Genomic DNA, 4,121 nt, shown 5'->3' with positions numbered 1-4,121 from the left:
CATAGAGGAGGAGGGGGCTTTCTGGGTGTCCTTGAGAGAGGTGCGATCGCATTTCCTGAGAAACCAAGCTGGGATGAAATGTTTCGGTATCAACCCCTCGTTGCCACAAGTCCAAGTTGAGGATACCATGCTCTCTCAACTGCTCGATCATTGCCGTTGAGGTACATAAATTAAGCTGGGCTTGATTGTGACTCGCTTTAATTAACTCCCACATCACAGGTTCCAGCATCCCCAAGCCGTAATGTTGGAGATACTGAGGAAGGTGGGTGTGGTAAGACGCTACCAAAGGGATTTGAAGGGTTTTGGCATAATACAGTCCGCCTAACCCTAAGACAGCCGGATTAACCACATGAATCAAATCCGGTCGAAACTCCTCTAATGCGACCCCAATGGACGGGCGTGGTAGAGCGAGTTTGAGTTCTGGATATAGAGGCAGGGGGAAGCCTGAGACGCCGTAAATTTTGGCTCCTTTGTATTCTGTGAGTCCACCATCTGGGGAGATAATCAGCACTTGGTCACCGTTACGCTGTAGATGTTCGACGGTGTGACATAGGCGCGTTACGATGCCATCAACCTTGGGTAAAAAGGTCTCGGTAAATAGAGCAATTCTCATGAGGATTAGGGGCTATCTTTAGTTAAAATTGATCTCATTTCAAGATGTCTTTTCTTGATTAAGTGAGGATACACAGGTTATGAATTTCAATCGCCATGATCACCCCACCCAGAAGGATTTTTATGCCTTCAGCAAAGCCATTAATTCTGTGTCGGTTCTCCGCTGCTTGAGCAATCAATAAATCGCGTTCGCGAGAAGTTGGAGATTGAGCGATTCTCTGATAATTTCTATGACTTTTGTCGAGCGCTGTCCAATCGGGAAATAGGTAAGCTATCGTGCCTGGAACAAGCATATCTTCAAGGCGGGTAATAGATAATAGGTAATGGGAAATGGATTACCTGATCGGGAAAGAATTTCACTCACTTATCAATGCTCGATTACCCATTACCAACGAGTGCAACTGGTATGCGCGACAGATTAGTAGGCACTAATCACCGACGCACCCAACCCTGGAAATACGACAAACAGTAAGAGGATAACCTGTTTTATATTCACGTCAATTCCATCCTCAAAGCACAGAGGTAATCGCCAAAACGATTACCTCGTTACCGTAGGCGTTCTCACCTATCGACGCCAAGATACTTTGGGTAGGATTTGGTTTTTGTCCACACGATGCTGATACTTATGGGCAAAGTTCAGTAAGGAATCCAGAAGAGAATCAGAGAGATAGTGAGGTTCTAAACCCAGACTCAAAAGACTGGTGTTTTTGGCATAGAAGTAGTGTTGTTCTAGCTCAACTCTGGGGTTATCGATGTGGTTGACGCTGACATCTAGTCCCATTTTTGTGCCTGCGTTTTGTACCATCGCGGCTAAATCGCCCACGCTGAAGAGTTCCGTGAATTGGTTGAAGACGCGGAATTGACCGGGATCGGCGGGGTTTGCGATCGCAATTTCCACACAGCGCACCGTATCCCGAATATCCAAAAAGCCGCGAGTCTGTCCGCCTTTACCATACACGGTTAAGGGATAACCAATCGCTGCCTGGATACAGAAGCGGTTCAGGGCTGTCCCAAAGACGCCGTCATAATCTAAGCGGTTGATCAAAAGTTCGTCCATGCCCGTTTCTTCGGTGAGGACACCATAGACAACCCCCTGATTCAAGTCAGTGGCGCGTAATCCCCAAACCCGACAAGCAAAGTGGATATTGTGGCTGTCATGAACTTTGCTGAGGTGGTAGTAACTTCCGGGTTGTTTGGGATAGGGAAGGGTATCCTTACGCCCGTTGTGTTCGATGGTAATATAACCTTCTTCAATATCAATATTCGGCGTACCATACTCACCCATCGTCCCCAATTTCACCAAATGACAATCGGGGAAATCTTGTCGCATGGCATACAGTAAATTCAGCGTGCCTACGACATTATTAACTTGAGTGAGGACAGCATGTTCGCGGTCAATCATCGAGAAGGGTGCTGACCGTTGTTCCCCAAAGTGGACGATCGCTTCTGGCTGAAATTGATGGAGTGCTTTGATCAGGAAATCGTAATTGGTAATATCACCCACGAACAAGTCAATCGACTTACCGGTGAGGTCTTTCCAGCGCTGGAGGCGTCGCTGAATCGGTGCGATCGGAGTCAAAGTGTCAGCGCCTAATTCCAGATCCCAGTGACGGCGCACCAAGCTATCGATAATGCCGACTTCATAGCCTTTGTTGGAAAGATAAAGTGAGGTTGCCCAACCGCAATAGCCATCCCCGCCAATAACCAGGACTTTCATAATTGCTCAAAAAACTTTACTTACCGCTACTTCGGTAATTTACCAGGTTTGGGTACCGTCTCAACCATCTTGGGGAGGTAAATTCTGCTACAAACATAACGTAATGTAACACATTTAAGACTAAGTTCTTCTTCCTTCCCTGCGTGACTTTTAACTTTTGACTTTCAAGACAGTCCCAATGAAAAAAATTCACCGCCATGAATGAAAGTGGTATTTCCCATTCCCGACTCCCGACTCCCGACTCCCCACTTTCAAGTCAGACACCATGAGCGCTTGCTCACAAGAAAAGGATGAAAATAGTTCTCATGATTAACGAATTTGCGTCATTTCAGCTTCTATTTTCTAGATAGAGGTGAGTCTACAAACCATTGCCAATCAAAATGAAGGGTGCCCAGTAGTAGGGATGGGAAAACCCTGAAGCGTTGCTGGTAGTCGATTGTGTTCCTGGAATGGGTTGTGCACCTAGACCTCGAAAATCAGTATTCCCTGTAGAGGTAGGATTATTAACGGTATGACCTTTAGGGCGATCGCCATGTATCAGACTCAGTTGTGCCTGACGCAGCGCTTGAGCTTTGGTGATGGGAGATTGTGCTGTACTCTTGGCTAAGTTGCTGTAGAACTGCTCCATCAAGAGGCGTGTACTCTCATCGTGGACTTGCCACAGGGACGCCATCACAGCCTTAGCTCCCTTTTCCAGAAAGTAGTAGCTAAGTCCAGTAATTTCGGTACCGTCTTGCCCAGTTTCCCCCAGTGCCGTTTCACAGGCAGAGAGTACTACCAAGTGGATTTTGTTCAAATCCCGCATGTTCTGAATCTCAGGAATGGGTAATTCTTCGCCGTCACCAAGTAAGAGATAGGAAGCATAGGCATTGTTTGGCACAAATTTTCCATGTGTGGCGATATGAAGAATGAGATGTCCTGCTAAATTATCCCGTAAGGCTTTACGGTTAAAGGATTGGTTTAGTAACTTTAATCCTGGATAAATCCCCTGAGAATCGCTGGGTGATTGATGAACGATCGCATTCAGTTCAGCAGGTACGTTGGGTAGGGAATTAAATCCTTTTTTGGCTTCGGATAGTCCTGCTGCTAACACTTGAGTGTTTTGGGTTCCGGGTGGTAAGCGTTCTCCAGTTTGGGTTAAGTTCGCTGAGATGATAGTGGAGATGTTGTAGTTTTCTATTAGATATTTTTCCCCATCAAACACAGCACTCATGGGAATATAGCGAGTAACGCGATCAAGGGAGAAGACGAGGTTTTGAATCTTGTTCTCTTTGAGTTCTTTTTGCAGGGATTGGGGAAGCAGCCAGTTATAGAGTTGTTTACCCGTTGCCTTGAGTTCGGCAAGATTAGAATTAGGGTTTTGCAGGAGTTGGCGAAATTTCACAACCGTTTGGCTGAGTTGCTTTAGCCCGACTTGAGGAACTTCTATACTCTGAGTAATGCCGCCTTTAGCTGCCCACAAAATCCAGATTTTGTTTTCTAGCACTAAGGGATAAATTAGGACGGTTCCGGGTTCGGAGACAATGGCTTCGGCGTTGCCTCCAAGTTTCCTAGGGTCAACAAAGGTGTCATCCTTGGCAGTGCGATCGCGTATTTCTTGTTCGAGCGATCGCACGTTCTCCTCAAATTGCTTGGCGATAACCTCACGCTGGTCTAACAGTTTACTGCGTTGTACACATTGCTTGCATTCTTCAATCTTCCGCCCCAAGGCAATCAGAGTGCCGTGAATTTTCAGGATTTCCGCTTCAGTGGGGTTTGTAGCAATGCCCGCAGTTTCTTCACCTCCAGCGCG

The 4,121-nt window shown here is 46.5% G+C and carries 4 protein-coding genes; all 4 read right to left on the bottom strand.

Annotated elements, in window-relative coordinates; genetic code table 11:
* A partial coding sequence (locus tag V6C93_RS15835) for a glycosyltransferase (protein WP_333477632.1) occupies positions 1 to 613 on the bottom strand: 613 nt, incomplete at its 3' end.
* A gap of 58 nt (positions 614 to 671) precedes the next feature.
* Positions 672 to 905, bottom strand: coding sequence for a hypothetical protein (locus V6C93_RS15830; protein WP_333477631.1), 234 nt, complete (start codon positions 903 to 905; stop codon positions 672 to 674).
* A 272-nt stretch (positions 906 to 1,177) separates the two neighbouring features.
* Positions 1,178 to 2,329, bottom strand: a complete 1,152-nt coding sequence (locus V6C93_RS15825) for an NAD-dependent epimerase/dehydratase family protein (protein ID WP_333477630.1) — start codon at positions 2,327 to 2,329, stop codon at positions 1,178 to 1,180.
* A 358-nt stretch (positions 2,330 to 2,687) separates the two neighbouring features.
* Positions 2,688 to 4,121 (bottom strand): CHAT domain-containing protein (locus tag V6C93_RS15820; protein WP_333477629.1); only part of this gene is annotated, 1,434 nt, incomplete at its 5' end.

It is taken from the genome of Allocoleopsis sp. (assembly GCF_036703385.1).
Lineage (GTDB): Bacteria > Cyanobacteriota > Cyanobacteriia > Cyanobacteriales > Coleofasciculaceae > Allocoleopsis.
The sequence above is the reverse complement of the archived record's forward strand: the minus strand, read 5'-3'. Positions and strand labels throughout refer to the sequence as shown.

What these genes read in the sequence shown, in the direction of transcription:
- V6C93_RS15830 (WP_333477631.1), bottom strand. Translation starts at nt 905, where the DNA reads ATGCTTGTTCCAGGCACGATAGCTTACCTATTTCCCGATTGGACAGCG.
- V6C93_RS15825 (WP_333477630.1), bottom strand. Translation starts at nt 2,329, where the DNA reads ATGAAAGTCCTGGTTATTGGCGGGGATGGCTATTGCGGTTGGGCAACC.